At 42.1% G+C, this 3,638-nt stretch carries 6 protein-coding genes and 2 pseudogenes; 6 read left to right on the top strand and 2 right to left on the bottom strand.

Going from position 1 to position 3,638, the window contains the following annotated elements; genetic code table 11:
- Positions 1 to 135: 135 nt before the first annotated feature.
- Positions 136 to 426: a type II toxin-antitoxin system RelE/ParE family toxin gene (locus tag UF06_RS17790; RefSeq protein ID WP_045571640.1), complete on the bottom strand. Its 291-nt coding sequence runs from the start codon at positions 424 to 426 to the stop codon at positions 136 to 138.
- Entirely contained in the window at positions 416 to 664 is a 249-nt protein-coding gene (locus UF06_RS17785; protein WP_045571639.1) for a type II toxin-antitoxin system Phd/YefM family antitoxin, read from the bottom strand. Before UF06_RS17785 ends, UF06_RS17790 begins: the two co-directional genes overlap by 11 nt.
- A 411-nt stretch (positions 665 to 1,075) precedes the next feature.
- Here UF06_RS17785 and UF06_RS28430 point away from each other — a divergent pair.
- The 6 genes and pseudogenes from UF06_RS28430 to UF06_RS17770 form a co-directional block, all read left to right on the top strand.
- A pseudogene (locus UF06_RS28430) lies at positions 1,076 to 1,138 on the top strand (DUF645 family protein); the annotation flags it as partial.
- On the top strand, positions 1,128 to 1,241 hold the full coding sequence (locus UF06_RS28425; protein ID WP_319024047.1) for a Tfp pilus assembly protein: 114 nt from the start codon (positions 1,128 to 1,130) through the stop codon (positions 1,239 to 1,241). The pseudogene UF06_RS28430 and the gene UF06_RS28425, both read left to right, overlap by 11 nt.
- 699 nt (positions 1,242 to 1,940) lie before the next feature.
- Entirely contained in the window at positions 1,941 to 2,291 is a 351-nt protein-coding gene (locus UF06_RS27955) for a hypothetical protein (protein WP_011150389.1), read from the top strand.
- 16 nt (positions 2,292 to 2,307) lie between these two features.
- Positions 2,308 to 2,459 (top strand): annotated as a pseudogene (locus UF06_RS27950) (DUF3265 domain-containing protein).
- A gap of 87 nt (positions 2,460 to 2,546) precedes the next feature.
- A complete protein-coding gene (locus UF06_RS17775) occupies positions 2,547 to 2,834 on the top strand; it encodes a type II toxin-antitoxin system RelE/ParE family toxin (RefSeq protein ID WP_001162670.1) in 288 nt (95 codons plus the stop codon).
- A gap of 10 nt (positions 2,835 to 2,844) precedes the next feature.
- A complete protein-coding gene (locus tag UF06_RS17770; RefSeq protein ID WP_001232701.1) occupies positions 2,845 to 3,162 on the top strand; it encodes a HigA family addiction module antitoxin in 318 nt (105 codons plus the stop codon).
- The last annotated feature ends 476 nt before the right edge of the window (positions 3,163 to 3,638 follow it).

The raw sequence follows: 3,638 nt of genomic DNA, 5'->3' as shown, positions 1-3,638 counted from the left end.
TTAAACATAACAAACGGTTCAAGAGGGACAGCCAACGCGCGGCATTTTTATTATGCGTTGGTTTTGGTGGTTACGGTGTTATGCGGAAGCTTGGTTGTGGCGTTGGCTGCCCCTTAACCGGGCGTTATACCGCAATCAGTCGTTGAGCCTTGTCATCGCTTTTCTGTATACATCGCTACGTTCACGTTTACCTACGGCTAAAACGGTAACAATAACTACGTCGTCTTGCACTTTGTATACTAAGCGATAGCCAGATTGGCGTAATTTGATCTTATACATGTTCTCTGACCCGGATAATTTGGATGCAGGAACATGTGGGTTAGCTAAACGCTCAATCAGTTTTTTCTTAAATTGCTGTTGCAAAGTAGCGCCGAGTTTTTTCCACTCTTTAAGTGCGCTACTTTTAAATTCAAGATTATAAGTCATCGATGCTCACCGAAATGCTTGATTCAGACTCGCGTTCTTTTGCTATAGCAAGTAGCTCAATATCTTCAAGTTTGTCCATCATCATTTCGTATGCGGCAGCTGGCACACAGTAAAATGCTGGCTCATTTCGGTTTAGCACGGCTACTGGTTCACCATAAGCACTTGAAGCAACCTTCATCGGGTTTGCTTTAAACTCAGTAATACTTGCAGCAACATCAGCTAATATTCTAGCAGTCATTTAAAAGCTCCTTTAAGCGGTCTTTAACTTGGTCATTTTAGTTGCAAACAAGCGGTATAACAAGGTGTTTAAGACGGATTCGCAACGCTCGGCGGCTTCAGTTCAAAGTTTTGCTTATGTGTTTATGGCACAATGTCTTTAGTTTTGGTGGTAGCGCTGCTCACCACTTAACACGGCGTTAGCTTCTTAAAGCGAAAATCATCAAAATCTGGGTTTAATTGCTTTGAAAACTCAGCTTTTAGCATTCAAATTTCACAACTTGGTTTTCGAATTTGTCGGATGATGAATTGGTAGAAAGTGTTGAAAGTTCAGCAGGTTCAAAGCCGCTGAAAACCCACAAGCCTCGATGTTTCAATGTAGTTGGATGTTCCACACGGCAAGTTTGGTTTCACAAAAGGCTGCATCATCGCTGTGATCTTGCTTTCTTTGTCGTGGACTCTTAATCGTGGCCAACTTAGCCTAGATCGTTTTAGGTTTTGGCAGCCAACGTCACAGCTTTTGGCGTTGGATGTGTGTTTGTGTGATGCTTCTGCGTAAAATGGCTTTCAAGCAAATGTGTTTAAAAAATCATTGTTAAACAATAGGCTACGAAGCTAACAAACGCCTCAAGAGGGACTGTCAACGCGTGGCGTTTCCAGTCCCAATGAGTCGCGGTGGTTACGGTTGTTGTGGTTGAGTTTGGTGTTATGCGTTGCCAGCCCCTTAGGCGGGCGTTATGCTTAATCACCAAAAATCAGTGATTTATGTTTTTTCTTTGTTCCCTCGGCTTGTAAGTTTCGTGCTCGTCGGCAAATTGACTTCAGTGGGCGCTGTTTTATGGACATCCATTCTTGGGCGCTAAAAATTCTGAGAGTTGCCTCAGTCAATTTTCGGGCAAGCACGAGGTTATGGCGGTTGGCTCAATCAGCAATTTGATCTTAGGTTTTTGAGTATTAGCGGCCAAAGTTCAATGTCTGATTTTCAAAATCATGAGTCATTTCCGTTTTTTAGGTTTTGGCTTTTGTTTGTGAATCAAGGTCTAGTTAATCTTGGTTTTATTAAAACGTAAGTCATTGAAGCTTAAGCATAACAAAGCGTTCAAGTGGGATTTGGCACGCGCGGCATTTTCAGTTTGCGTTGCGTTTGGTGGTTACGGCATTGTGCGGTAGCTTTTGTATTGCGTGCCTGCACCCCTTAACGCGGCGTTATACCAATTCATCGTAATCAGCTCCAACTCAAGAGACTATCGAGAGAAGCTTGGTTTCTATATACTTCCTTATTTCAAAGGAAAACCAAAATGGAAATGATCATCGTTTCATCAGAACAGCAGAAACGTCTAATCATGATCTTTAGTCGTACAACATCACAAATGTCTGATAAAGCACTTCTAAACGATCTAAGCTCATATTCGGTGAATTCCAGCGTTTATCCAGCTTTCAAAGCCGCGTCAGATTTACGAGTAGATCGCATAAAATTACCATTTGGTGATGATAGAAGAGGCTCTTTAGAGGGTGGTGATTTCCTTTATCGTTATCTGTCTAGAGGGTATATCTGCCTTGGTGACTTCACGGGCCAACCTAAGCCAGATTTATCACAATGGGGTGTTCGCTCAGTTCGTAAACTCCCTAAAGTTGGGTTTGGCTTATAAGTTAGGTTGCTTATGATTGGCCCAAAATTGGTATAACAAGGCGTTCAAGAGGGATTCATGCCGCGTGGCATTTTTGGTATGCGGTGATTTTGGGGGGGTGAAAGTGGTGTGCTGAAAGTTGATTTAAGCGGCATTCACCCCTTAACGCGGCGTTATGTACTTTTCTGAAATCCTTCCTACAAATCAAACTTGTGCACAGTGTCATTATGCGTTAGTCTTTGTTTATGGATGCACAATGAGACAGTGCAAGTTGCAATGGCATTAGAATTTAAAGATAAGTGGTTAGAGCAGTTTTACGAGGATGATAAACGACATCGTTTAATTCCTAGTAGCATAGAGAACGCTCTATTTCGGAAGCTGGAAATCTTAGATGCAGCTCAAGCTGAATCAGACTTAAGAATTCCACCGGGTAATCGTTTTGAACATCTTGAAGGAAATCTTAAAGGTTGGTGTTCAATTCGAGTGAACAAACAGTATCGTTTGATTTTTCAGTGGGTTGATGGTGTTGCACTAAATACTTACTTAGACCCACATAAGTATTGAGGTAACGACTATGCGTAAGACAAAACGTCGTCCAGTTAGCGTTGGGGAAATGTTAAAAGTTGAATTTCTTGAACCAATGGGCATCACATCAAAAGCGCTCGCTGAAGCGATGGGCGTACACAGAAATACGGTGAGTAATTTAATTAATGGTGGTGTGTTAACAGCTCCGGTAGCAATCAAGTTAGCCGCGGCATTAGGTAACACCCCAGAATTTTGGCTTAACATTCAACATGCAGTTGATCTTTGGGATACGAGAAATCGTTATCAAGAAGAAGCAAAGTTTGTAAAGCCGTTGTTTGTTTCGCTGGAACAAAGCGCACGTACATAACAAACGCTTCAAGAGGGACAGCCAACGCGTGGCATTTTTACCATGCGTTGGCTTTTGTGATTACGATGTTATGCGGCAAGTTGGTAGTGGCGTTGGCTGCCCCTTAAGCGGGCGTTATGCTTAATCACCAAAAATCAGTGGGTTATGGTTCTTCTTTGTTCCTTTGGCTTTTCAGTTTTGAGTTTGTCGGCAAGTTGGCTTCAGTGGGCGCTGTTTTCTGGACACTTATTCTTTGGCGCTGGAAATTCAGAGCGTTGCCTCAATCAATTTTCGGGCAAGCGTGAGGTTAGGGCGGTTGGCGCAATCAGCAAATTGAACTTAGGTTTTTAAGTTTTAGCAGCCAAATTTAAAAGTCTGATTTTCAAAATCATGAGTCATTTCCGTTTTTTAGGTTTTGGCTTTTGCTTGTGAATCAAGGTCGAGTTAATCTTGGTTTTATCAAAACGTAAGTCATTGAAGCTTAAGCATAACAAAGC

Origin of the sequence: Vibrio sp. S234-5 (assembly GCF_000960595.1) — a bacterium.
Lineage (GTDB): Bacteria > Pseudomonadota > Gammaproteobacteria > Enterobacterales > Vibrionaceae > Vibrio.
Note: the sequence above shows the minus strand (reverse complement) of the source record. Positions and strands in the feature narration are given on the sequence as shown.

Bases quoted from the DNA above. Each gene is read 5' to 3' on its own strand.
- UF06_RS27955 (WP_011150389.1), top strand. From the start codon at position 1,941: ATGGAAATGATCATCGTTTCATCAGAACAGCAGAAACGTCTAATCATG.
- UF06_RS17770 (WP_001232701.1), top strand. From the start codon at position 2,845: ATGCGTAAGACAAAACGTCGTCCAGTTAGCGTTGGGGAAATGTTAAAA.
- UF06_RS17785 (WP_045571639.1), bottom strand. From the start codon at position 664: ATGACTGCTAGAATATTAGCTGATGTTGCTGCAAGTATTACTGAGTTT.
- UF06_RS17790 (WP_045571640.1), bottom strand. From the start codon at position 426: ATGACTTATAATCTTGAATTTAAAAGTAGCGCACTTAAAGAGTGGAAA.
- UF06_RS17775 (WP_001162670.1), top strand. From the start codon at position 2,547: ATGGCATTAGAATTTAAAGATAAGTGGTTAGAGCAGTTTTACGAGGAT.